We start from the raw sequence: 21,854 nt of genomic DNA, 5'->3' as shown, positions 1-21,854 counted from the left end.
GCTTTGGCCCCTCCGTGCGCCGCCTTGAACGGCGCCTCGGGATGGAACGATGCTCAATTCTCTCGATCTTCCCCGCGAGCCGTCGAAGACGCGCGTCGTGGTCGCCATGTCCGGAGGCGTGGACTCCTCCGTCGTCGCCGCCCTCCTCAAGCGGGAGGGCTACGACGTGCTGGGCATCACGCTCCAGCTCTACGATCACGGGGCCGCCGCCCACCGCAAGGGCGCGTGCTGCGCGGGCCAGGACATCTACGACGCGCGCCGGGTCGCGGAGACTATCGGCATTCCGCACTACGTGCTCGACTACGAGGCCCGCTTCCGCGAGGCGGTGATCGACCGCTTCACGCAGAGCTATCTCGCGGGTGAGACGCCGATTCCCTGTGTGGAATGCAACCGCTCCATCAAGTTCCGCGACCTTCTGGAAACGGCCAAGGAGCTTGGCGCGGACATCCTCGCCACGGGCCACTATGTGGCGAGCCGGGCCCTTCCCGACGGGCGCCGCGCCCTCCATCGGGCGGCCGATCCCGAGCGGGACCAGAGCTACTTCCTCTATGCGACGACGCCCGAGCAGCTGAGCATGCTGCGGTTTCCCCTGGGCGAAATGCCGAAGGAGCAGACGCGGGCCCTCGCCCGTGAGTTCGGCCTCGCGGTCGCGGCGAAGGCGGACAGCCAGGACATCTGCTTCGTCACCCAGGGGCGCTACAGCGACGTGATCGAGCGCCTCAAGCCCGGCGCCGTGCGGGGCGGCGAGATCGTCCATGTGGACGGCCGGGTTCTCGGCCGTCACGAGGGGATCATCCACTACACGGTGGGCCAGCGAAAGGGCCTCGGCATCTCCACCGGGGAGCCCCTCTACGTGGTGCGCCTCGAGGCCGACGCGGCGCGGGTGGTGGTCGGCCCTCGGGAGGCCCTGGCGACCCGGCTGATCCGCATCGCGGACGTGAACTGGCTCGGCGACGTGCCGCTCGAAAGCCTGGGCGAGGAGGGGATGGACGTGGCGGTGCGGGTGCGCTCCACCCGCGAGCCCCGGCCCGCGGTCCTGCGGGCTGATGGAACCGGGGCCGTTGTGGAGCTGTTATCGGCGGAAGATGGGGTGTCTCCCGGTCAAGCTTGTGTCATCTATGAGAGCGATGCTCCCCGGGCACGCGTGCTGGGCGGGGGCACCATCGCTCGCACGACAGCCGAGGTCGCTCCCGCTGCGGCCTGAAGGCTTCCACTGAAGGACGCTCCATGACGGATGGACCCACCACGGCCCTGATGCGCAAGGCTTATGCGCGTTGGGCCCCGATCTACGACCTCGTCTACGACAAGCTGACCGAGCCCGCCGCCCGGGCCGCCGTGAATGCGGCCGTGGCCTGCGGCCCGCGCGTTCTCGAGGCGGGGGTCGGGACGGGGCTGTCCCTGGGCTACTACCCGGCCCATGCGGAGGTCTACGGGGTCGACCTGTCGGAGGACATGCTGCGTCGTGCGCAGGAGAAGGTGGAGAAGCGGGGCCTCGCCCATGTGAAGAGCCTCCAGGTCATGGACGTGACCCGGCTCGGCTTCCCGAACGAGACGTTCGACGCGGTCACGGCACAGTTCATCATCACCCTGGTGCCGGAGCCGGAGGTCGCCCTCTCCGAGTTCGCCCGGGTGCTCCGGCCCGGCGGGGAAATCGTCCTCGCCAACCACTTCGGCCAGCCCTCCGGACCCATCGCTGTCCTGGAGGAGCTGGCGTCGCCCCTCGCCAAGGCCATCGGCTGGAGCTCGGCCTTCAAGGCGGCCCGCGTGGAGGCCTGGGCGCGCTCCACCGGCTCCATGGATGTCGTGGAGCTGAAGCCGCTCTTCCCGGCAGGGTTCTTCAAGCTCATGCGCATCCGCAAGCGGGCCTGAAGCCGGCCCGCGCCGCCGCCGGAGCCAGGCAAGTGCCGCTCCCTGGGGCCCCTCCAGGGGCTTCGCTTGCCATTTGGACCGTTGTCCCTTATATAAAGTCCTTCGTTGTTTGGCCGGATCTCTGGGCCTCGTCGCGTTTTCGAGACGCGCGTTCAGTCTTCTCCCCAAAAATCGAAATACCGACGGGTTGCGCTCTGGCGCTGCCTGCATACTCCTCTTTCACGCGAGAACTGAAATGCTTCAGGGAACTGTCAAATTCTATAACGAACACAAGGGCTACGGCTTCATCCAGCCGAACAACGGCGGCAAGGACGTCTTCGTCCATGCCACGGCGCTCGAGCGCGCCGGCATGCGCGGCCTCGTCGAGGGCCAGAAGGTCAGCTTCGAGATCGAGACCGACCGCCGGACCGGCAAGCAATCGGCCGGGAACCTCCAGTCCGCGTGAGATCCGCGACGGGACGAGAGCCCCACCTCCGGTGCGGGAGGCCCGCAAGGCCTGCCGCGCCTCAACGAACATCAAGAAAACGGACTTACATGCAATTCCACTTCATCCCTACGCCCGTCGGCCAGAACCATTGGACGGCCGGCTTCACCCTGTCCCGGATCTGGGCCAGGGAGGCAGGAAGCGAGCGGGAGGTCAGCCACCTGCTCGACCGTTACTATCCCTATCAATCGTCGCGCGAGCTGCAATGGCATCTCGCCTATCGTTTCGGGCTTCCCGCGCAGGCGATTGAGCTGACTTCCGAGATCTGAGCCCTAGTTTACAGGGCACCTCGATCCTTTCAGAAGAGAAGGCCGATCCCATGCGCATCTTCATGTTCGCCTCCCAGAGCCGGGGCGACCTGCACGCCTTCGCGGGCGACGAGAGCGGCAGCAAGCTGCCGGCCAAGTTCGGCCCCTGGGGCCTGACCGGGACCCTGCTGGCCCGTCAGTCGCCGCCGCACAACTTCTCCCGCCGGACCATCGAGCAGGCGATCTCCGCCGAAGGGTTCCAGCTCTGGCGCGTGAAGCCGAAGGGCTGATTCCGGCGAGGCGCCTACGACCGCGCCGCATGGCATCCGCAACGGATCCCGGCTTCGGGCCCGTGGGACGGGGGCCGCCCTCGCCGCAGGGCGGACGGGCAAGGGCCCCGTCGGAACCCCGTCGCCGACGCCCCTCGGCGTCCGATGCGGGACTGCGGCCCGGAACCTCGCAAGGAATATGCCCGCCGGCTCACACTCTTCCTTGACAGGCGCCTCCAACCTTCCCTATATCGCGCCTGTCTGACGCGGGGTCATCCCCGTTCCTGGGGCGGAGTAGCTCAGTTGGTCAGAGCAGAGGAATCATAATCCTTGTGTCGGGGGTTCAAATCCCTCCTCCGCTACCAAACCCAGCAAGACAATCGAATTCTTCGAAAGCGCAGCCTCTCGGCCGCGGGCGTCCGTTTGTGGCACGATGCCGACATTGGGAAGCGCGAGAGCCCCGTCCTCTACGTGAAAAAAACGGCACTCTCCGGCTGGAGGGCGTTCTCAAGCCGCCAATGGGGGTTCGGCGCGCGTTCGCAACGGTGCCGGAAAGCTATTGGCTTGCGCTCCGGGCGGAGGACGGCTCCGCCTTGTCCGAAGGGGGGGCGGAGGCCGCCGAGGCCAGAGCCTGGGCGAGGTCCTGGATGGCGTAGGGCTTCACCAGCAGGACGGCCTTCTCCAGGTCCTGCCCGGCCGAGACCGCCTCGTCCCCGGTCGCGAAGACGATTCCCAGGCCGGGCCGGGCTGCCAGGGCGCGCCGGGCCAGCTCGCCGCCCGGGAGATCGGGAAGGCCGATATCCGTCACCAGGATGTCGACCGGATTGCTTTCCAGAGCCTTCAACGCTGACGTCGCGCCCGCGGCCTGAAGCACCGTATGGCCGAGTTCGGCCAGCATCTCGGCCGTGCTGCTTCGGATCAGCTCGTCGTCCTCGACGAGCAGAACGGTCCAGCTCGTGACGTTGACGACCTCGGCCGCGGGCGTTTGGGCATGCGACGGGGCTTCCGCCCGCGACGGCAACGACGCGGCCCGGTTGCGCTGCTGCTGGTTGGCCAGCACATGCCGGATCTTCCGTGCCAGGTCTTCGCGGGAATACGGCTTGGGCAGGAGCTCCACTCCGGGATCGAGCCGGCCGCCGTGCACGATCGCGTTCTCGGTGTATCCCGAGGTGAACAGCACGGCGATGTGCGGCAGACGGGCGCGCGCCTTGCGCGCCAGCTCCGGGCTGCGCATGGGGCCGGGCATGACCACGTCGGTGAACAGCAGGTCGATGTCGATCCCGCTCTCGATGATGGTGAGCGCGCTCGTGGCATCGCGGGCCTTGAGCACCCGATATCCCAAGTCCGACAGCAGGGCGACCGCCGTCTCGCGCACGTCCTCGTCGTCCTCCACGACCAGGATGGTCTCGGTTCCGCCCCGCACGGGCGTGGTGCGAAGATCGGTCAGCACGTCCTCGCAGTCGTGCACCCTGGGCAGGTAGATCTTCACCGTCGTGCCCTGGCCGACCTCGCTGTAGATCTTGATGTGTCCGCCGGACTGCCTGACGAAGCCGTAGACCATCGAAAGGCCCAGGCCCGTGCCCTTGCCTTCCGGCTTGGTGCTGAAGAAGGGGTCGAACACCCGCTCCAGGATCTCGGGCGGCATCCCGCAGCCGGTATCGGTGACGGCCAGCATCACGTACTGGCCCGCCGCCACGTCGTGCTGGAGGGCGTACCGGTCGTCGAGGAGGGCGTTGCCGGCTTCGATGGTCAGGCGGCCCCGCCCGTCCATGGCATCGCGCGCGTTGATCGCCAGGTTCAGGATGGCGTTCTCGATCTGGCCCGGATCGACCTGGGTGTTCCAGAGCCCGCCGGAGATGACCGTCTCGATCTCGATCTCCTCGCCCAGCGCCCGGCGCAGCATGTCGCCCATGCCCTTGATGAAGCGCCCGATGTTCACGACCTTCGGCTCGAGCGGCTGGCGGCGGCCGAAAGCGAGGAGCTGGGAGGCCAGCTTCGACCCGCGCGACACGCCGGCCAGCGCGTTCTGCACCCGCGTCTCGGCGCGCTCGTTGCCGGCGACGTCCCTGGCCAGAAGCTGCAGGTTGCCGCTGATCACTTGGAGCAGGTTGTTGAAGTCGTGCGCCACGCCGCCGGTCAGTTGGCCCAGCGCCTCCATCTTCTGCGACTGGCGGAGCAGGGCCTCGACCTTGTCCCGTTCGGCGATCGCCTCCGCCACCCGCTGCTCCAGGGTGGCGTTGAAGGCTTCGAGCGCCGCCCGGGCCCGAAGCTCCTGCTCGATGTTGCGCGCTTCGATGACGGTGCCGATGGGCCGCCCCGTTCCGTCGCGGATCGGGCTCGCGGTGAAGGCCACGGGATAGAAGCTGCCGTCCTTGTGGACGAAGATCTCCTCGCCCTGCTCCTGGTTGTTCTCGGGAAGAGCGCGGTCGATCGGGCATTCGCACAGCGGATAGGGCGTGCCGTCCGGCCGCGTGTGATGGACCACGTCGTGGAGGGGGCGGCCCTGCGTCTCGGCGAGGGTGTAGCCGGTCAAGGATTCGGCCGCCTTGTTCATGTAGACGCATTGCTGGCGGTCATCCATCATGAATACCGCCATCGTCGTGTTGTTCAGGATCGCGTCGAGCCGGCGCGTGGTCTCGGCAAGCTGCTCCTCGATTCGCTTGCGCTCGGTGATGTCGACCACGGTGCCGAGGAAGCGCAGCGGCTTGCCGTCGTCGTCGAAGAGGCACTCGCCGCGTGCATCGATCCAGCGCACGGTGCCGTCCCGTTGCAGGAGGCGATACTCCTGCGCGTACTTTTCTCCCGTCTCCAGGGTGCGATTGACGGCTTCGCCGATCCTCTCCCGGTCGCCGGGGTGGATTCCCGCGAAGTAAGCGGCGATCGGCGCGCCGGTCTCGCCCTTTTCCGGATCGACCGAGAACAGCGCCGCGAAGCGGGCATCCGAGTAGAAGGTGTCGGTCTGGACGTGCCAGTCGAAGGTGCCGACCATGCCCGCGGCATTGAGGGCATAGGACAGGCGCTCCTTCGTCTTCGCGAGCGCCTGCTGGGCCAGCACGCGCTCCGTGGTCTCCACCACGATGGCGAGCACGCCCGCCGGCCGGCCGCTCTCGTCGAGGACGGGGCTGTAGTCCAGGTTCATCCAGACCTGCTCGGGAACGCCCCTGCGGTAGAGCGTGAGTTCCTGGTCGCGATAGGACAGGGTGCCGCCGCTCAGGCCGACCTTCATGACGTTGTCGTTGAAGTCGGCGACCTCGGGCCAGCCCTCGCGCACCTTCGAGCCGAACAGGGCCGGGTGCCGACCGCCTGCGAAGCCCGAATAGGCGTCATTGTAGATCATCACGCCGTCCGGCCCCCACAGCAGGACGATGGGAACCGGCGAACGCAGGAGAATGCCGACCGCGGTCTTCAGGCTCTGCGGCCACCTCGAGATCGGCCCGAGCGAAGTCCGGGACCAGTCATAGTTCCGGGTGAGCCGGCCCATCTCGCTGTCGTCCAGAAAGGCGAGGTCGGTTGCGTCCGCCATGTCGGATGTGGGGATTGTCAAGATCGATGCACTGGCGTCTGGAACGAGGGACAAGGCGGGAGATAACTATGGGTCGGCTCCGGCATTGGCAAGAGCTCCGGAGCAGCTTTGGAGCCGCCTCCGACGCGACGGAAACTTGGCCGGAGCGGTCTTTTCGGCCATGCCTGGCAGATCCGGGCGATGGATTTCTTGCGGGATCGACGGAAGTGGATCACTCTTCGAGGAGTGGAACATTTCCAGGGAAGACCATGTCCGTACCCGTTCCGTGGGACGAGGCCCGCGCCGGCGAGATCGTGGCAGCCCATGCTGCGCTCGACGGCGCTGCTCTGCCTGTCCTTCATGCGCTCCAGGAGGCGTTCGGGTGCGTTCCCGAGGAGGCGATCCCCCTCGTCGCATCCGCTCTCAACCTGTCGAGGGCGGAGGTTCACGGGATCGTGACGTTCTATCACGACTTCCGGCGCACGCCGCCCGGGCGCCACGTCCTCAAGATCTGCCGGGCGGAGGCCTGCCAGTCCATGGGCGGGGCGGCGCTGGCGAGCGACTTCCTGCGCCGGCAAGGCGTCTCCTGGGGCGGCACGACGCGGGACGGCAGCCTGACGGTCGAGGGCGTCTACTGCCTCGGGCTGTGCGCCTGCTCCCCGTCCGCCCTCTATGACGGAGAGCCGGTCGGGCGGCTCGACGCGGCCAGGTTGGACGCCCTTGCCCGGGACGCGCGGCAGGACGCGCTGGGGGAGGCGCGGGGACCATGACCCGGATCTTCCTTTCCAGGGATGCGGCCTCCCTGGCGGTCGGCGCCGAGCGGATCGGCCGCCTTCTCGCCGAGGAGGCAGCGCGGCGCGGGCTGGCCCTCGACACGGTCAGGACCGGCTCGCGAGGGATGTTCTGGCTCGAGCCGCTCGTCGAGGTGGAAACGGCCGAGGGCCGGATCGCCTACGGACCGCTCGAGGCCGCCGACATCCCGGGCCTCTTCGAGGCGGGCTTCCTCCAGGGGGCGCCCCATCCCCGCAGGCTCGGCCGCCTGGAGGACCATCCCTTCCTCGCCCGCCAGTCCCGCCTGACCTTCGCCCGGTGCGGCCTCGTCGATCCCCTGTCGCTGGACGACTACCTGACCCATGGAGGCTTCCAGGGTCTAGACAGGGCGCTCGCGCTCGGGCCCTCGGGCATCGTCGCCGAGGTGAGGGAGTCCGGTCTGCGCGGGCGCGGCGGTGCCGGCTTCCCGGCCGGGATCAAGTGGGACACGGTTCTCCACCTCGAAGCGGACCAGAAGTATGTCGTCTGCAACGCCGACGAGGGGGACAGCGGCACCTATGCCGACCGGATGCTGATGGAGGGCGATCCCTTCTGTCTCATCGAGGGCATGATCATCGCCGGTCTCGCGGTGGGCGCGACGAAGGGCTTCATCTATATCCGCTCCGAGTATCCTCACGCCCATCGCACCGTGAACCGCGCCATCGCGCTTGCGGCGCAGGCCGGATATCTCGGCCCGTCCGTCCGCGGCTCGGGACGGGCCTTCACCCTGGAGACGCGGCTCGGCGCCGGCGCCTATATCTGCGGCGAGGAAACCGCTCTGCTGGAAAGCCTGGAGGGCCGGCGCGGGGTCGTGCGCGCCAAGCCGCCCCTGCCGGCTCTCAAGGGGCTCTTCGGAAAGCCCACGGTCGTCAACAACGTGCTCTCCTTCGCCGCCGTGCCGTGGATCCTGGCGCACGGGGCGCAGGCCTATGCCGGTTTCGGCATGGGGCAGTCCCGCGGCACCATGCCGGTGCAGCTCGCCGGCAACATCCGGCACGCCGGACTCGTCGAGATCGGCTTCGGGACGACCCTGCGCGAACTGGTCCACGGCTTCGGGGGCGGCACGGCGACCGGCCGGCCGGTGAAGGCGGTGCAGGTGGGCGGGCCCCTGGGGGCCTATTTTCCGGAATCCATGCTGGACCTGCCCTACGACTACGAGGCTCTCGCGGAAGCGAAAGGCATGCTCGGGCATGGCGGCATCGTCGTCTTCGACGACACGGTCGATCTGGCGCAGCAGGCGCGGTTCGCCTTCGCGTTCTGCGCGGCGGAAAGCTGCGGAAAATGCACGCCGTGCCGGATCGGCGCCGTCCGGGGCGTCGAGATCATGGACAGGATCATCGCCGGGACGGAGCGCGAGAGGAACTTCGCCCTTCTCGACGACCTGTGCCGGCTCATGACGGACGCCTCGCTCTGCGCCATGGGCGGCCTCACGCCCGTGCCCGTGCAAAGCGCCCTGACCCATTTCCCCGACGATTTCGACAAGGCTCCGCCGCTTCCCGCGGCAGCCGAATGAGGAGCGGTTCGATGGCCCTGATCCAGGAAACCGACTACGGAACGCCCTTCCCGAAGGCGGAGGCGACCGTGACCCTCACCATCGACGGCCAGGCCGTGACGGTGCCGGCCGGAACCTCCGTCATGGCCGCCGCCATGGCCATGGGCACGAAGATCCCGCGGCTCTGCGCGACCGACACGCTCGAGGCGTTCGGCTCCTGCCGGCTCTGCCTCGTCGAGATCGAGGGCCGCCGCGGGACGCCCGCCTCGTGCACCACGCCGGTGGCGGAGGGCATGGTGGTCCGCACCCAGACGCCGCGACTGGCGGAGCTGCGCCGGGGCGTGATGGAGCTCTACATCTCCGACCATCCCCTCGACTGCCTCACCTGCTCGGCCAACGGCGACTGCGAGCTCCAGGACATGGCGGGCGACGTGGGGCTGCGGGAGGTCCGCTACGGCTACGGCGGCGCCAACCATCTCGATGCTCCGTCGGACACGTCCAACCCCTATTTCACGTTCGAGGATTCCAAGTGCATCGTGTGCTCGCGCTGCGTGCGGGCCTGCGAGGAGGTGCAGGGAACCTTCGCCCTGACGATTCAGGGCAGGGGGTTCGATTCCCGCGTGTCGCCCGGGGGAATGGATTTCTTCGGTTCGGAATGTGTGTCCTGCGGTGCCTGCGTACAGGCCTGTCCCACGGCGAGCCTGAACGAGAACACCGTCATCGCGCTGGGCAAGCCCGAGCATTCGGTCGTCACCACCTGCGCCTATTGCGGCGTCGGCTGCTCCTTCAAGGCGGAGATGAAGGGCGACACCGTAGTTCGCATGGTGCCCTACAAGGACGGCAAGGCCAACGAAGGCCATTCCTGCGTCAAGGGGCGCTTCGCCTGGGGATACGCGACCCACAAGGACCGCATCACGAAGCCCATGATCCGCGAGAGGATCACGGATCCCTGGCGCGTCGTCTCGTGGGAGGAGGCGATCGGCCATGCGGCCCGCGAGTTCAGGCGCATTCAGGCCCGTTACGGCCGCGATGCCGTCGGCGGCATCACCTCGTCCCGCTGCACCAACGAGGAGACGTTCCTCGTCCAGAAGCTGGTGCGCGCTGCCTTCGGAAACAACAACGTGGACACCTGCGCCCGCGTCTGCCATTCCCCGACGGGCTACGGGCTGAAGACGACCCTCGGCACCTCCGCCGGGACGCAGGACTTCGCGTCGGTCGACCATGCGGACGTGATCGTGGTGATCGGCGCCAATCCGACGGACGGTCATCCGGTATTCGCCTCGAGGATGAAGCGGCGGCTGCGCAAGGGAGCGCGCCTGATCGTGATCGACCCGCGCCGGATCGATCTCGTCCGGTCGCCGCACGTGGCGGCCGACTATCACCTTCAGCTCCTTCCGGGCACGAACGTTGCGTTGATCAACGCGCTGGGTCACGTCATCGTGACGGAGGGCCTCGTGAACGAGGCCTATGTCCGCGAGCGCTGCGATCTCGCGGATTTCGAGTCCTGGGCCCGCTTCATCGCCGAGGACCGGCACTCCCCGGAGGCGGTGGAGCACCTGACCGGCGTGCCGGCGGACCAGGTGCGCGGCGCCGCGCGCCTCTACGCGACGGGCGGAAACGCGGCGATCTACTACGGGCTCGGGGTAACGGAGCACAGCCAGGGCTCCACCATGGTCATGGGCATGGCCAACATCGCGATGGCGACCGGCAATCTCGGCCGCGTCGGAGTCGGCGTGAATCCCTTGCGCGGTCAGAACAACGTGCAGGGCTCCTGCGACATGGGTTCGTTCCCGCACGAGTTTTCCGGCTACCGGCACGTATCCGACGACGCCACCCGCCAGATGTTCGAGGCGCTCTGGGGCCTGCCGCTCCAGAGCGAGCCGGGGCTCAGGATCCCCAACATGGTGGACGAGGCCGTCGAGGGGCGCTTCAAGGGCATCTACATCCAGGGCGAGGACATCGCGCAGTCCGATCCCGACACGCAGCATGTCACGGCGGGGCTGAGGGCCATGGAATGCGTCGTCGTTCAGGACATCTTCCTGAACGAGACGGCGAAGTATGCCCATGTCTTCCTGCCGGGCTCCTCCTTCCTCGAAAAGGATGGGACCTTCACCAATGCGGAACGGCGGATCAACCGCGTCCGGAGGGTCATGGCGCCCTTGGCCGGCATGGCGGACTGGGAGGTGACGATGGCGCTCTCGAACGCGCTCGGCTACCCGATGCACTATTCCCACCCCAGCGAGATCATGGACGAGATCGCGCGTCTGACGCCGACATTCGCGGGCGTCTCTTACGAGAAGCTGGAGCGGCTTGGCTCGGTCCAGTGGCCCTGCAACGAGGCCGCTCCCTCCGGCACGCCGGTCATGCACGTAGATCGTTTCGTGCGCGGCAAAGGCAGGTTCATGCTGACCGAGTTCGTTCCGACGCAGGAGCGCACGGGGCCACGCTTCCCGCTGATCCTCACGACCGGCCGCATCCTGACGCAATACAACGTCGGAGCGCAGACGCGTCGCACGGACAACAATCGCTGGCACGAGGAGGACGTGCTCGAGATCCATCCCTTCGATGCGGAGAGCCGCGGCATTCGCGACGGCGATCTGGTATCGCTGGAAAGCCGCTCCGGAGCCGTCACCCTGCGCGCCGCCATCAGCGAACGGATGCAGCCCGGCGTGGTCTACACGACCTTCCACCACGCGAAGACGGGAGCCAACGTCGTGACGACCGACTATTCGGACTGGGCGACCAACTGTCCCGAATACAAGGTCACGGCGGTTCAGGTGCGGCGCACGAACAGCCTGTCCGACTGGCAGGAACGGTTCCAGGAGGAGAACCGCACCCTCACGCGCATCGAGACGCGCCTCGATGCGGCGGAGTGATCTCGCTCCGGTGCCGGATGTCGCTGCGGACGAGGCCGCCACGGTTTTCCCCTACGACGGCGGAGAGCCCGCTTCCACGCACCGTGAGCTCGCCGTCGAGGAGCCGGTCAGCATCGTCTATGCGGGCATTCCCTTCGCGGTGATGATGGCGAGCCCCGCGGACCTGGAGGATTTCGCCGTCGGGTTCAGCCTCACCGAGGGCATCATTGAAAGCGCGGGCGACATCGTCTCGATCCGCATGGAGAAGGAGGAGCGGGGGCTCAGGCTCCTCATCGACCTGTCGGCGCAGCGGCTTCACGCGCACCTCGCCCGCAGGAGAGCCCTTGCGGGACGCACGGGCTGCGGATTGTGCGGGATCGACGATTTCGACGCGCTGCCGAAGCCCCGCCCGCCGGCCGGGAGCGCCCCGGTTCTGCCCGTCTCGGCCGTGCGTCGCGCCCTCGCCGCGCTCGAAGGCCGGCAGCCGCTCAACGAGCGGACGCGCGCCGTCCATGCGGCGGCGTGGGCGAGCCTCGCGGGCGACCTGCTCCTCGTCCGCGAGGACGTGGGACGGCACAACGCGCTCGACAAGCTGATCGGGGCCCTCTGCCGCGAGAATGCCCGGCCCCAGGACGGCTTCGTCGTCGTGACGAGCCGCTGCTCCTTCGAACTCGTGGAGAAGGTGGCGGCCTTCGGCGCCAGGACGATCGTCGCGATCTCGGCTCCCACCTCCCTCGCGCTGGCCCGGGCACGGATCCACGACATCACCCTCGTCGCCATCGCCCGCCACGATTCCATGACCGTCTTCCACGGCATCGACCGCATTCTCGCACGGGACGTCCCCGCATGAGCACCGAAAAGCTGATCCGCATGGCGAACCAGGTCGCGGAGTTCTTCCGCTCCTACCCTGAAGAGCAGGCCGTCGCGGGCGTTCGCGATCACCTCTTGGCCTTCTGGACGCCGCGGATGCGCCAGGACGTCCTCGATCACGCGGACAGGGGAGGCGAGGGGTTCGACCCGCTCGTGGCGAAGGCGCTGGCCATACTCCGGGCAGCCGCCGACCGGGTGGAGAGCGCGGCCCGATGAGAGGCCGATCTGAGCCGGGCCCGCTCCTCTACCCTCCGGTCTGCCGGTAGACCGCCTCGGCGACGGACAGCAGCTTCTCCCGGTCCGTGCGTCCCGCCACCACGTAGGAGAGATCCCGGTCGATCCAGAAGAAGGCGGATACGTCGCCCTGCGCCTCGAACCGGAATGCCGACGGCCCGTCGCCGCTGCCGGGGCGGGCGTAGAGCGTCAGGCGTTTTCCGGACGCGTCCTCGTACATGAAGAGGGCCGCCGGCGCGGCCTCGGCAGGAAGCAGCCGGCCGCCGATGAGGCGGAAGCCCTGCGCCGTCAGGTCCGGAGCCCGGATCGGCTTGCCGAGCCGCCGGGAGAGCCACTGGACCAGATGCGCCTCCTGGTTCGCCCCCACCTCCACCGGGTGGGCGGTCTCGACCACGAAGGTCCGATAGGCCGTGATCGCGTCCTGGGCCACGGCCGGGATGGCGGGGGCTTCCGGTCCGCCTCCCCGCGTCAGCCAGGCATGTCCGGCGGCTCCGAGGACCGAGCCTGCGAGGAGTCCGGCCGCCGCGGCGGCCATGGCAAAGCCCGCCCGGGCGGGGCGTCGGCGGCCCGCGGCGAGATGGGCGACCCTCAGGCGCGAGGGAATCGGCTCGCTCGCCTTGGCGCTCAGCCGCCGGCGCAGCGCGTCGCGCTGCCTGATGTAGTCGGCGATGCGGGCCTGCGCCTCCCCGTGCCCGGCGAGATAGCTCTCCACGGCCGCCCTGCGTTCCGACGACAGGGAACCGTCCACATAGGCCTGGAGATCGTCCTCGCCGATCGGGCGCTCGACCGTCATTTCACTCTCCTGAGCGCCGCCGGGCGCCCGGTTTCCAGGTACTGCCTCATCTTCTCCCGCGCCCGGCTCAATCGGGACATGACCGTTCCGACCGGTATGGCGAGGGCCTGCGCGGCCTCTTCGTAGGACAGATCCTCCACGCTGACGAGCAGCATGACCGAGCGCTGCTCCTCCGGCAGGGCGTCGAGGGCGGCGAGGATGTCGCGCATGCGGGCATGCTCGTCCGGCGAGGCGTCCGGCGACGGGACGTCCATGAGCGCCTCCGCGCCGATCTGTGCGCCCTGGCGCCTCTGGCGGCGCAGGCGGTCGAGGAACAGGTTGTGCTGGATGGCGTAGAGCCATGCCTTGAGGCCGCCGTCCCGCCGCCGGGAATGCCAGCGGCCGATGGCGCGTTCCAGGGTGTCCTGGACGAGGTCGTCCGCCGCCTCGTCGTCCCGCAGGAGCGCCCAGGCGTGACGCCTGAGGCCCGGGATCAGGGGCTCCAGAAGGGCGGCGATCTCATCCAAGACAGGGGCCTCTGCGCTCTTGCGGGCTTCGGAGCCTACGGAGCGGCAATGTGCCAGATATTGTTGACCCCGTCGCCCGTGACGTCGCCCGGCTTCGTGTCCTTGACCCAGGTATAGAGCGGCTTGCCCTTGTAGGCCCACTGCATCGAGCCGTCGTCGCGCTTCACCAGACTCCAGTCGCCGGAGGCCTTCGCGTTCGCACCGGCCAGAAGGGGCGGCCAGTTCTGCGCGCAGGTGCCGTTGCAGTTGGACTTCCCGGCGCTGTCCCGGTCGAAGGTGTAGAGCGTCATGCCCTTCGCGTCGACGAGCGCCTTGCCCTTCGCGGTATCCGCGACCTTCGCCGGCGCCGCTCCCTGAGCCATCGCGACGCCCGCGCCGAGAAGGACGCCGAGCACAAGCGCTGTCTGGATTCTTGATTTCATCACGGCAGTTCTCCCTTAGGTCCGATATGAACCGCCCCTATGGACGCTCCGGCCGGCGTTTTATTCCGCGCGGCGCAAAAAATTTCTCCCGCCCGGCGCGAGGGACCGGGGCCGGAACGCCGCATTAGCCCATCGTAGTGGTCGCGTCCTGCGGGCTGGGCCTTGTCGAAAGAGAGGGGGCGATACAGAATGCCCCCATGAAGGAAGGCCCTTGAGGGCTAAGCCGGATGAAACCGGCAAGTGCGTAGGAAAAACTACGCCGCAGAGGAAACGAAGCCACACGGCGCCCGCTCTCGCGCCGTGCCCGGAGAGGAGGCGTCGGTGACGACGAGCGCTGACTCGCGCGAGGACACGTTCCCGAAGCTGATCGTCAGCAACGCACGCGTCCGCCCGCACAGGACCGCGTTCCGCCACAAGGACCTGGGAATCTGGCAATCCTGGACCTGGGGCGAGGTCCACGACATCGTCAGGGCCTATGCGGCGGGGCTCCTCGAACTGGGGCTCAGGCGCGGCGGCAAGATCGCCGTGGTCGGGCACAACCGTCCCTATCTCTACTGGACGATCATGGCCGCGCAGTGGATCGGAGCGACCCCGGTTCCTGTCTATGCGGATTCGGTGGCCGAGGAGATGGCCTATGTCCTCGCCCATGCGGAGGTGACCCATGCGGCCGTGCAGGACCAGGAGCAGGTCGACAAGCTGATCTCCGTTTCGGCCCAGTTGCCGCGGCTCGAGCGCATCCTCTACGACGAGGACCGGGGGCTTCACGACTACGATCATGCCCGCCTTCATGCGATCCAGGCGGTGGTGGAGCAGGGGCGCGAGAAGCTGAAGGATCCCGAATGGGCGGCCCGGCTTCAGCGAGAGCTGGAAACGGGCAGGGGCTCCGATCTCGCCATCATTCTCTATACCTCCGGCACGACGGGGCGGCCGAAGGGCGTCATGCTGACGTTCGAGAGCGTGATCGCGGCGGCGGAGATCGGCTGCAACTTCGACAAGCTCGACGAGAGCGACGAGATCATCGCCTATCTTCCCATCGCCTGGGTGGGCGACCATATCTTCTCCTACGCGCAGGCGATCCTGTCGGGGCTTTGCGTCAACTGTCCGGAAAGCCCCGAAACTGTCGCGGACGACAGGCGCGAGATCGGCGCCACCTACATCTTCGCGCCGCCGCGCGTCTTCGAGAGCATGCTGACCCTCACCATGGTGCGCATGGAGGATGCGGGGCCCTTGAAGCGGCGCATGTTCAAGTTCTTCATCGACCATGCAGCGAAGGTCGGCGAGCGCATCCTCAATCGCGACGCGAGCGTCGGCCTGTGGGACCGTCTCGTCTGGCACGTGGGGAATGTTCTCGTCTATGCACCCCTGCGCAACCGCTACGGCATGACGCGCGTGAAGGTCGGATACACGGCGGGTGAGGCCATCGGGCCCGAGATTTTCCGCTTCTACCGGTCCATCGGCGTCAATCTCAAGCAGCTCTACGGACAGACGGAGGCTTCCGTCTACATCACCATGCAGCCGGACGGCGAGATCCATGCCGACACCGTCGGACGGCCGGCGCCGCGGGTCGAGATCCGGATCGACGAGAACGGCGAGGTTCTCTACCGCTCGCCGGGCGTGTTCCTCGGCTACTACAAGGACGAGGAGAAGACGGCCGAGACCAAGACGCCGGACGGCTTCGTGCGCTCCGGCGACGCCGGCTTCTTCGATGCTTCGGGCCATCTCAAGATCATCGACCGCGCCAAGGATGTGGGGCGCCTGCGCGACGGATCGCTCTTCCCGCCCAAGTACATCGAGAACAAGCTGAAGTTCTATCCGAACATCAAGGAGGCCGTCTGCTTCGGCGACGGTCGGGACTTCGTCGGGTGCTTCATCAACATCGACCTCGTCGCCGTCAGCAACTGGGCGGAGCGGAACGGCGTGACCTATGCCTCCTATCAGGAGCTCGCCGGCCATCCGCTCGTCTACGACATGATCGAGAGGCACGTGGACGAGGTCAACCGCTCCCTGGCCGGCGAGCCGCGCATGGGCGGCGCGCAGATCAGGCGCTTCCTGATCCTGCACAAGGAGCTGGACGCCGACGACGGCGAACTGACCCGCACGCAGAAGGTGCGCCGCGGGTTCATCGCGGAGCGATACGCTCCTCTGATCCAGGCTCTCTACGACGGATCGCAGGAAAAGGACGTCACCACCGAGGTGACGTTCGAGGACGGACGGAAAGGCACGATTTCAGCGAGGGTCAAGCTGCGCGACATGACACTCCATCCCTATAAGGAAAGCGCTGCGCTCCCGGAGGCGGCGGAATGAGTCCTTCCGCGCAGAAGGGGGCAGGTGCGGGCGAGGTGCTCCTCGCGGTCGAGAACGTGTCCCTGCGCTTCGGGGGCGTGAAAGCGCTGACCGAGGTGTCGTTCGACATCCGCAAGGGCGAGATCCGCGCCATCATCGGGCCGAACGGCGCGGGCAAGACGTCGATGCTCAACTGCATCAACGGGTTCTACCATCCGAGCGAAGGGCGCATCACCTTCAAGGGCGAGACGCGGCGCAAGATGCGCCCGCACGAGGCGGCCCGCGGCGGCATCGCCCGCACGTTCCAGAACGTGGCCCTCTTCAAGAGCATGTCCACGCTCGACAACATCATGGCCGGGCGCTCGCTCAAGATGAATACGGGTTTCTTCTGGCAGCTGTTCCGCCACGGACCCGCCATGCGCGAGGAGGTCGCCCATCGCAAGGTGGTCGAGGACATCATCGATTTCCTCCAGATCCCCCATATTCGCCGCACGCCGGTGGGACGGCTGCCCTACGGCCTCCAGAAGCGGGTGGAACTCGGCCGTGCCCTGGCCATGGAGCCTGACCTGCTCCTTCTCGACGAGCCCATGGCCGGGATGAACCTCGAGGAGAAGGAGGACATGTCCCGCTTCATCATCGAGGTGAACCAGCAGTTCGGGACCACCATCGCCCTCATCGAGCACGACATGGGCGTGGTGATGGATCTCTCGGACCGGGTGGTCGTGCTGGAATACGGCCGCAAGATCGCCGACGGCACGCCGGACCAGGTGAAGGGCGATCCTCGCGTCATCGATGCCTATCTCGGCGTCGCTCACTGAGGAGGAAGAATGGACATCCTCTACAAGGTCCTGATCGAACCCTTCGTGTTCATGGGCGAGGCTCCGGACCTTCTGGTCCAGACCCTCTGGGAGGGGCTGGTGTCCGGCGTGCTCTACGCCCTGATCGCACTGGGCTTCGTCCTCATCTTCAAGGCTTCCGGCGTCTTCAACTTCGCCCAGGGCATCATGGTCGTGTTCGCGGCACTGACCCTGATCGGCCTCTACGAGAAGGGCATACCCGCCTTTCTCGCCCTGCTCCTGACCGCGGGCGTCATGCTCGTCCTGGCGATGGCGGTGGAGCGCCTGGTGCTGCGCCCGCTCGTGAACCAGCCGGACATCATCCTCTTCATGGCCACCTTCGGGTTGACCTATCTCCTGATCGGCCTGGGCGAACTCATCTTCGGGGGCTCGCCCAAGGAGATGATCACGGGCGCGCTCTATCTCCCCCAGGGGACGACCGAGGTCACGGTCCTGGGCGGCCCGGTCCGCCTGCAGCACCTGGACATCGCCGCCGCCGTCATCGCTTCCGCGATGATCGCCGTTCTCGCGGTCTTCTTCTCCAAGACGCGGATCGGACGCGCCCTGCGCGCCGTCGCCGACAGCCACAAGGCGGCGCTGTCGGTCGGAATCTCGCTGAACCAGATCTGGGTCATCGTCTGGTTCGCCGCTGGCCTCGTGGCACTGGTCGCGGGCATCATGTGGGGGGCCCGCTCGGGGGTCTCGTTCTCGCTCCAGATCATCGCCCTGAAGGCACTGCCGGTGCTGATCCTCGGCGGCTTCACGTCGATCCCCGGCGCCATCGTCGGCGGGCTCATCGTGGGCATGGGGGAGAAGATCGGCGAGTTCTACTGGGGGCCCCTGGTCGGCGGCGGGATCGACACCTGGCTCGCCTACGTCATCGCGCTGCTGTTCCTCCTCTACAGGCCGCAGGGCCTGTTCGGGGAGCGCATCATCGAACGCATCTGAGGGGGATCCTGCGTGCTTTATCGCGAAGCCGGACAGTTCAAGACCACCTACGCCTCCGACATGGCCGTCTTCCGCCTGCGGGAGGACCGGATCGGCCTGGCCGTGATCATTGCCGCTGCCTATGCGGCCGCCTTTCTCGGCAGCGATTTCCTCCTCCAGGCGGTGCTGATCCCCTTCCTCGTCTTCTCCCTCGCCGCCATCGGCCTCAACATCCTCACCGGCTATGCGGGGCAGCTCTCCCTCGGGACGGGGGCCTTCATGGGAGTCGGGGCCTATGCCTGCTACAAGCTCATGACGGCCTTTCCGGAGGTGAACGTCATCGTCTGGGTCCTGGTGTCGGGGTTCTTCTCGGCGGCCGTCGGGGCGCTGTTCGGGCTTCCTTCCCTGCGCATCAAGGGCTTCTATCTCGCCGTCGCCACCCTGGCGGCCCAGTTCTTCCTGCAATGGTGCTTCATCCGGGTTCCGTGGCTCGTGAACTACAACGTCTCGGGTGCCCTCGACGCCCCCTTGAGGACCCTGTTCGGCATTCCCGTCGTGGGAGCGACGGCGACGCCGCAGACCCGCTACCTCGTGGTCCTCACCCTCGTCATCGCTCTCACATGGCTCGCCTCGAACCTCGTCCGCGGCCGCATCGGGCGCATGTGGATCGCCGTGCGGGACATGGACCTCGCCGCCGAGCTCATGGGGATCCGCCTGCTCCAGACGAAGCTCCTGGCCTTCGCGGTCTCCTCCTATTACTGCGGCGTCGCGGGCGCGCTGATGGTGTTCCTCTGGTACGGCGGCGCGGAATACGACGTCTTCAATATCAACCAGTCCTTCTTCATCCTCTTCATGGTGATCATCGGAGGCCTCGGCAGCCTCGTCGGATCCTTCTTCGGCGCAGCGCTGATCTTCATCATGCCGATCGCCCTCGGCGTCGTGCTGCCGGTCGTCCTGTCGCCCTTCGGGCTGTCCGTGGGCGCCGAGACCATCGAGCACCTGCGGTTCATGATCGTGGGAGCGCTCATCATCCTTTTCCTGATCGTCGAACCGCACGGGCTCGCGCGGCTTTGGCAGATCGGCAAGCAGAAGCTCCTGGTCTGGCCCTTCCCCTACTGACGACGGGATGAGGCCATGAAGGCTGCGCCAAGGAGACGTCGCTCAACAGAAAACCGGCACAGCCGGACAACATGGGAGGAACGCAGATGTCGTTTCGCAGAGTGAGCCTAGGACTAGCCATCGCGGCGATGATCGGGGGGAGTCCCCTCCCGGCGGCCGCGCAGGATTCCATCTACATTCCCCTGTTCACCTATCGCACGGGGCCGTTCGCGGGCTCGGGCATGCATATCGCCGACGGCATGCACGACTATCTTGAGATGCTCAACCAGAGGGACGGCGGCATCGGCGGCGTCAAGCTGGTGATCGAGGAATGCGAGACAGGGTACGACACCAAGAAGGGCGTCGAGTGCTACGAGGCCGTGAAAGGCAAGAACCCGGTCATCGTCAATCCCTGGTCGACGGGCATCACCCTGCCGCTCATTCCGCGCGCGGCCGTCGACAAGATCCCGATCCTGTCGATGGCCTATGGGCTCTCGGCTTCCGCCCGCGGCGACATCTTCCCCTGGGTCTTCAACCCGCCCAGCACCTATTGGGACGGCATGTCGATGATCATCAAGTACATCGGCCAGAAGGAGGGTGGCCTCGACAAGCTGAAGGGCAAGAAGATCGGCTTCCTGCATCTCGACGCGAGCTTCGGCAAGGAGCCGATCCCGCTTCTCGAGGAGCTGTCGAAGGAGCTCGGCTTCGAGGTCAAGCTCTACCCGGTCGCCGCGCAGGACATGCAGAACCAGTCGTCCCAGTGGCTGAGCGTCCGCCGCGACCGTCCCGACTACATGATCATGTGGGGCTGGGGCTCGATGAACGGCGGAGCGATCAAGGAGGCGGTGCGTTCCGGCTATCCCATGGACAAGTTCCTGTCCGTCTGGTGGCCGGGCGAGGACGATGCGAAGAGCGGCGGCGCCGGCGCGAAGGGCTTCAAGATGCTGAACTGGCACGGCGTCGGAACGAGCTATCCGGCCCTGCAGGACATCGTGAAGAACGTGGTCGACAAGGGCCTCTCCAAGGCCTCTAAGGACAAGGTCGGCGAGCTTCTCTACAACCGCGGCGTCTACAACTCGCTGCTGATCGCCGAAGCCATTGCCAACGCCCAGAAGCTCACCGGCAAGAAGGTGGTGACCGGGGAGGACGTGCGGCGCGGCCTGGAGACCATCAAGCTCGATCAGGCGCGGCTCAAGGCCCTGGGGCTGGAAGGCTTCACGGATCCGATCGCCCTGTCCTGCAGCGACCACAACGGCCATCGCCCCGCTTTCATGCAGGAATGGGACGGCACGAAATGGGTGAAGATCTCCGATCCCATCGAGCCGATGGGCGACCGCGTCAGGGCTCAGCTCGACGCCGCGGCGAAGGACTACGCCGAAAAGAACGCAGGCTGGCCGAAGCGGACCGAGCCCTGCGACAAGGCGAGCTGATCCCGGGCGAAGCGTGAAAGAGGCTCTGCGGGCGCGGCGCTGCCCGCCCGCAGGGTCGGCGGACCAAAAGGAGGCTCCCATGGAAGCGGCGCGCATCTCGGAGGCGGACCGCATGAAGGCCGAGGACCTCGTTCTCTGCGTCAACAATATCGAGGTCATCTACGACCACGTGATTCTCGTGCTCAAGGGCGTGTCGCTCAACGTGTCGCGCGGGGGCATCGTCGCGCTCCTCGGCGCCAACGGTGCCGGAAAGACGACGACGCTGAAGGCCATCTCCAACCTGCTCCGCGCCGAGCGCGGGGAGGTCACCAAAGGCAGCATCGAGTTCGACGGCGAGCGGGTGGACCGCCTTTCGCCGAACAAGCTCGTCCGGCGCGGCTGCATCCAGGTCCTGGAAGGTCGGCATTGCTTCGGTCACCTGACCATCGAGGAGAACCTTCTCACCGGCGCCTTCACCCGTCGCGACGGCAACGCCGCCATCCGGCGCGATCTCGAGGCGATCTACGACTATTTCCCGCGCCTGAAACAGCGCCGGACCTCGATGGCGGGCTACACCTCCGGGGGCGAGCAGCAGATGTGCGCCATCGGCCGGGCGATGATGTCGCGCCCCAAGATGATCCTCCTGGACGAACCCTCCATGGGCCTCGCGCCGCAGATCGTGGAGGAGATCTTCGAGATCGTCCGCAGGCTCAACGAGACGGAAGGGGTGTCGTTCCTCCTTGCGGAGCAGAACACGAACATGGCGCTGAAATACGCGACCTACGGCTACATTCTCGAGACGGGCCGCGTCGTGATGGACGGCCCCGCCTCCATGCTGCGCGAGAACGAAGACGTGAAGGAGTTCTACCTCGGCGTCTCCGAGGGAGACCGCAAGTCGTTCCGCGAAGTGAAGAGCTACAAGCGCCGCAAGCGCTGGCTCGCCTGAT

At 67.1% G+C, this 21,854-nt stretch carries 20 protein-coding genes and 1 tRNA gene; 17 read left to right on the top strand and 4 right to left on the bottom strand.

Going from position 1 to position 21,854, the window contains the following annotated elements; genetic code table 11:
- Nucleotides 1–49: 49 nt before the first annotated feature.
- From mnmA to GDR74_RS14710, 6 genes are all read left to right on the top strand, one after another.
- Complete coding sequence (gene mnmA, locus GDR74_RS14735) at nucleotides 50–1,204, top strand: tRNA 2-thiouridine(34) synthase MnmA (RefSeq protein WP_152587011.1); 1,155 nt, start codon at nucleotides 50–52, stop codon at nucleotides 1,202–1,204.
- Between the two features lie 23 nt (nucleotides 1,205–1,227).
- Nucleotides 1,228–1,869 (top strand): class I SAM-dependent methyltransferase, encoded by a 642-nt coding sequence (locus GDR74_RS14730; RefSeq protein ID WP_152587010.1) that lies wholly within the window; start codon nucleotides 1,228–1,230, stop codon nucleotides 1,867–1,869.
- Nucleotides 1,870–2,104: 235 nt separating this feature from the next.
- Complete coding sequence (locus tag GDR74_RS14725) at nucleotides 2,105–2,314, top strand: cold-shock protein (RefSeq protein ID WP_152587009.1); 210 nt, start codon at nucleotides 2,105–2,107, stop codon at nucleotides 2,312–2,314.
- An 89-nt stretch (nucleotides 2,315–2,403) separates the two neighbouring features.
- Nucleotides 2,404–2,622 carry a hypothetical protein gene (locus GDR74_RS14720; protein WP_152587008.1) on the top strand — a complete coding sequence of 73 codons (219 nt, stop codon included), beginning with the start codon at nucleotides 2,404–2,406 and terminating at the stop codon, nucleotides 2,620–2,622.
- A 50-nt stretch (nucleotides 2,623–2,672) separates the two neighbouring features.
- On the top strand, nucleotides 2,673–2,891 hold the full coding sequence (locus GDR74_RS14715) for a hypothetical protein (RefSeq protein ID WP_152587007.1): 219 nt from the start codon (nucleotides 2,673–2,675) through the stop codon (nucleotides 2,889–2,891).
- A 267-nt stretch (nucleotides 2,892–3,158) separates the two neighbouring features.
- A tRNA-Met gene (locus tag GDR74_RS14710) sits at nucleotides 3,159–3,235 on the top strand.
- Between the two features lie 191 nt (nucleotides 3,236–3,426).
- Here GDR74_RS14710 and GDR74_RS14705 read toward each other — a convergent pair.
- On the bottom strand, nucleotides 3,427–6,393 hold the full coding sequence (locus GDR74_RS14705) for a PAS domain S-box protein (protein WP_152587006.1): 2,967 nt from the start codon (nucleotides 6,391–6,393) through the stop codon (nucleotides 3,427–3,429).
- A 248-nt stretch (nucleotides 6,394–6,641) separates the two neighbouring features.
- Here GDR74_RS14705 and GDR74_RS14700 point away from each other — a divergent pair, with 248 nt between their 5' ends.
- Genes GDR74_RS14700 through GDR74_RS14680 form a run of 5 tightly spaced genes read left to right on the top strand, consistent with a single transcriptional unit; the run spans nucleotide 6,642 to nucleotide 12,615 of the window.
- Complete coding sequence (locus GDR74_RS14700; RefSeq protein ID WP_152587005.1) at nucleotides 6,642–7,142, top strand: formate dehydrogenase subunit gamma; 501 nt, start codon at nucleotides 6,642–6,644, stop codon at nucleotides 7,140–7,142.
- Nucleotides 7,139–8,695: a formate dehydrogenase beta subunit gene (locus GDR74_RS14695; protein ID WP_152587004.1), complete on the top strand. Its 1,557-nt coding sequence runs from the start codon at nucleotides 7,139–7,141 to the stop codon at nucleotides 8,693–8,695. The genes GDR74_RS14700 and GDR74_RS14695 overlap by 4 nt, the downstream gene beginning before the upstream one ends.
- 11 nt (nucleotides 8,696–8,706) lie before the next feature.
- Nucleotides 8,707–11,550, top strand: coding sequence for a formate dehydrogenase subunit alpha (fdhF, locus tag GDR74_RS14690; protein WP_152587003.1), 2,844 nt, complete (start codon nucleotides 8,707–8,709; stop codon nucleotides 11,548–11,550).
- Nucleotides 11,537–12,379, top strand: a complete 843-nt coding sequence (gene fdhD / locus GDR74_RS14685) for a formate dehydrogenase accessory sulfurtransferase FdhD (protein ID WP_152587002.1) — start codon at nucleotides 11,537–11,539, stop codon at nucleotides 12,377–12,379. The genes fdhF and fdhD overlap by 14 nt, the downstream gene beginning before the upstream one ends.
- Nucleotides 12,376–12,615: a formate dehydrogenase subunit delta gene (locus GDR74_RS14680; protein ID WP_152587001.1), complete on the top strand. Its 240-nt coding sequence runs from the start codon at nucleotides 12,376–12,378 to the stop codon at nucleotides 12,613–12,615. The genes fdhD and GDR74_RS14680 overlap by 4 nt, the downstream gene beginning before the upstream one ends.
- A 28-nt stretch (nucleotides 12,616–12,643) precedes the next feature.
- Here the strand turns inward: GDR74_RS14680 and GDR74_RS14675 are convergent, their stop codons facing one another.
- Genes GDR74_RS14675 through GDR74_RS14665 form a run of 3 tightly spaced genes read right to left on the bottom strand, consistent with a single transcriptional unit; the run spans nucleotide 12,644 to nucleotide 14,294 of the window.
- On the bottom strand, nucleotides 12,644–13,426 hold the full coding sequence (locus tag GDR74_RS14675) for an anti-sigma factor family protein (protein ID WP_152587000.1): 783 nt from the start codon (nucleotides 13,424–13,426) through the stop codon (nucleotides 12,644–12,646).
- The gene (locus GDR74_RS14670) at nucleotides 13,423–13,932 is read right to left on the bottom strand and encodes a sigma-70 family RNA polymerase sigma factor (RefSeq protein WP_152586999.1); all 510 of its coding nucleotides are present in this window, start codon (nucleotides 13,930–13,932) and stop codon (nucleotides 13,423–13,425) included. The genes GDR74_RS14675 and GDR74_RS14670 overlap by 4 nt, the downstream gene beginning before the upstream one ends.
- A gap of 35 nt (nucleotides 13,933–13,967) precedes the next feature.
- The gene (locus GDR74_RS14665) at nucleotides 13,968–14,294 is read right to left on the bottom strand and encodes a COG4315 family predicted lipoprotein (protein ID WP_246180182.1); all 327 of its coding nucleotides are present in this window, start codon (nucleotides 14,292–14,294) and stop codon (nucleotides 13,968–13,970) included.
- A 381-nt stretch (nucleotides 14,295–14,675) separates the two neighbouring features.
- On the opposite strand from GDR74_RS14665, the gene GDR74_RS14660 reads away from it, so the two are divergent.
- The 6 genes from GDR74_RS14660 (at nucleotide 14,676) to GDR74_RS14635 (ending at nucleotide 21,853) form a co-directional block, all read left to right on the top strand.
- Nucleotides 14,676–16,658: an AMP-dependent synthetase/ligase gene (locus GDR74_RS14660; protein WP_152586998.1), complete on the top strand. Its 1,983-nt coding sequence runs from the start codon at nucleotides 14,676–14,678 to the stop codon at nucleotides 16,656–16,658.
- On the top strand, nucleotides 16,655–17,455 hold the full coding sequence (locus GDR74_RS14655; protein ID WP_152586997.1) for an ABC transporter ATP-binding protein: 801 nt from the start codon (nucleotides 16,655–16,657) through the stop codon (nucleotides 17,453–17,455). The genes GDR74_RS14660 and GDR74_RS14655 overlap by 4 nt, the downstream gene beginning before the upstream one ends.
- A gap of 9 nt (nucleotides 17,456–17,464) precedes the next feature.
- Nucleotides 17,465–18,421: a branched-chain amino acid ABC transporter permease gene (locus tag GDR74_RS14650; protein WP_194164551.1), complete on the top strand. Its 957-nt coding sequence runs from the start codon at nucleotides 17,465–17,467 to the stop codon at nucleotides 18,419–18,421.
- Nucleotides 18,422–18,433: 12 nt separating this feature from the next.
- Nucleotides 18,434–19,519 carry a branched-chain amino acid ABC transporter permease gene (locus GDR74_RS14645; protein ID WP_152586996.1) on the top strand — a complete coding sequence of 362 codons (1,086 nt, stop codon included), beginning with the start codon at nucleotides 18,434–18,436 and terminating at the stop codon, nucleotides 19,517–19,519.
- Nucleotides 19,520–19,605: 86 nt separating this feature from the next.
- Nucleotides 19,606–20,928, top strand: a complete 1,323-nt coding sequence (locus GDR74_RS14640; RefSeq protein WP_152586995.1) for an ABC transporter substrate-binding protein — start codon at nucleotides 19,606–19,608, stop codon at nucleotides 20,926–20,928.
- A 79-nt stretch (nucleotides 20,929–21,007) separates the two neighbouring features.
- A complete protein-coding gene (locus GDR74_RS14635) occupies nucleotides 21,008–21,853 on the top strand; it encodes an ABC transporter ATP-binding protein (protein ID WP_152586994.1) in 846 nt (281 codons plus the stop codon).
- Nucleotide 21,854: the final 1 nt, after the last annotated feature.

It is taken from the genome of Microvirga thermotolerans (genome assembly GCF_009363855.1).
In the GTDB taxonomy this organism is placed as follows: Bacteria; Pseudomonadota; Alphaproteobacteria; order Rhizobiales; family Beijerinckiaceae; genus Microvirga; species Microvirga thermotolerans.
This window is presented reverse-complemented; position numbering and strand designations above follow the sequence as displayed.

Excerpts from the sequence above, each read along its gene's own strand:
- GDR74_RS14635 (WP_152586994.1), top strand. The coding sequence starts at position 21,008 with ATGGAAGCGGCGCGCATCTCGGAGGCGGACCGCATGAAGGCCGAGGAC.
- GDR74_RS14725 (WP_152587009.1), top strand. The coding sequence starts at position 2,105 with ATGCTTCAGGGAACTGTCAAATTCTATAACGAACACAAGGGCTACGGC.
- GDR74_RS14675 (WP_152587000.1), bottom strand. The coding sequence starts at position 13,426 with ATGACGGTCGAGCGCCCGATCGGCGAGGACGATCTCCAGGCCTATGTG.
- GDR74_RS14665 (WP_246180182.1), bottom strand. The coding sequence starts at position 14,294 with ATGGCTCAGGGAGCGGCGCCGGCGAAGGTCGCGGATACCGCGAAGGGC.
- GDR74_RS14640 (WP_152586995.1), top strand. The coding sequence starts at position 19,606 with ATGTCGTTTCGCAGAGTGAGCCTAGGACTAGCCATCGCGGCGATGATC.
- fdhD (WP_152587002.1), top strand. The coding sequence starts at position 11,537 with ATGCGGCGGAGTGATCTCGCTCCGGTGCCGGATGTCGCTGCGGACGAG.
- mnmA (WP_152587011.1), top strand. The coding sequence starts at position 50 with ATGCTCAATTCTCTCGATCTTCCCCGCGAGCCGTCGAAGACGCGCGTC.
- GDR74_RS14655 (WP_152586997.1), top strand. The coding sequence starts at position 16,655 with ATGAGTCCTTCCGCGCAGAAGGGGGCAGGTGCGGGCGAGGTGCTCCTC.
- GDR74_RS14680 (WP_152587001.1), top strand. The coding sequence starts at position 12,376 with ATGAGCACCGAAAAGCTGATCCGCATGGCGAACCAGGTCGCGGAGTTC.
- GDR74_RS14650 (WP_194164551.1), top strand. The coding sequence starts at position 17,465 with ATGGACATCCTCTACAAGGTCCTGATCGAACCCTTCGTGTTCATGGGC.
- GDR74_RS14695 (WP_152587004.1), top strand. The coding sequence starts at position 7,139 with ATGACCCGGATCTTCCTTTCCAGGGATGCGGCCTCCCTGGCGGTCGGC.
- fdhF (WP_152587003.1), top strand. The coding sequence starts at position 8,707 with ATGGCCCTGATCCAGGAAACCGACTACGGAACGCCCTTCCCGAAGGCG.
- GDR74_RS14715 (WP_152587007.1), top strand. The coding sequence starts at position 2,673 with ATGCGCATCTTCATGTTCGCCTCCCAGAGCCGGGGCGACCTGCACGCC.
- GDR74_RS14720 (WP_152587008.1), top strand. The coding sequence starts at position 2,404 with ATGCAATTCCACTTCATCCCTACGCCCGTCGGCCAGAACCATTGGACG.
- GDR74_RS14700 (WP_152587005.1), top strand. The coding sequence starts at position 6,642 with ATGTCCGTACCCGTTCCGTGGGACGAGGCCCGCGCCGGCGAGATCGTG.
- GDR74_RS14730 (WP_152587010.1), top strand. The coding sequence starts at position 1,228 with ATGACGGATGGACCCACCACGGCCCTGATGCGCAAGGCTTATGCGCGT.
- GDR74_RS14705 (WP_152587006.1), bottom strand. The coding sequence starts at position 6,393 with ATGGCGGACGCAACCGACCTCGCCTTTCTGGACGACAGCGAGATGGGC.